The organism is Mesorhizobium sp. M2E.F.Ca.ET.209.01.1.1 (assembly GCF_004010375.2).
Lineage (GTDB): Bacteria > Pseudomonadota > Alphaproteobacteria > Rhizobiales > Rhizobiaceae > Mesorhizobium.
On sequence record NZ_SADP02000865.1, the window covers coordinates 1 to 315 of the forward strand.

Genomic DNA, 315 nt, shown 5'->3' on the forward strand with positions numbered 1-315 from the left:
CGGCGCCAAGGCAGCACCGGCAGCCAAGGCTCCGGCTGGTGCGCCTTCCGCTGCTCCGGCTGTAAAGGCAATGTCGGACGATCAGGTGCTGAAGCTGTTCGAGCAAGGCTCTTATGAACTCGTCCCGCACGACAATATGCGCAAGACCATCGCGCGGCGCCTGGTCGAGGCCAAGACCAGCATCCCGCATTTCTACCTGACGCTCGACTGCGAGCTCGATGCACTGCTTTCGCTGCGCACGCAGCTCAATGCGGCGGCACCGGTGAAGAAGACCGACAAGGGTGAGGCGCCCGCCTACAAGCTGTCGGTCAACGA

General features: G+C 63.2%; 1 protein-coding gene. It reads left to right on the plus strand.

Translation table 11 applies throughout. The features are described from left to right. Nucleotides 1-315: 2-oxo acid dehydrogenase subunit E2 (locus tag EN852_RS38250; protein ID WP_189546584.1), on the plus strand; the 315-nt coding region annotated here is incomplete at both ends.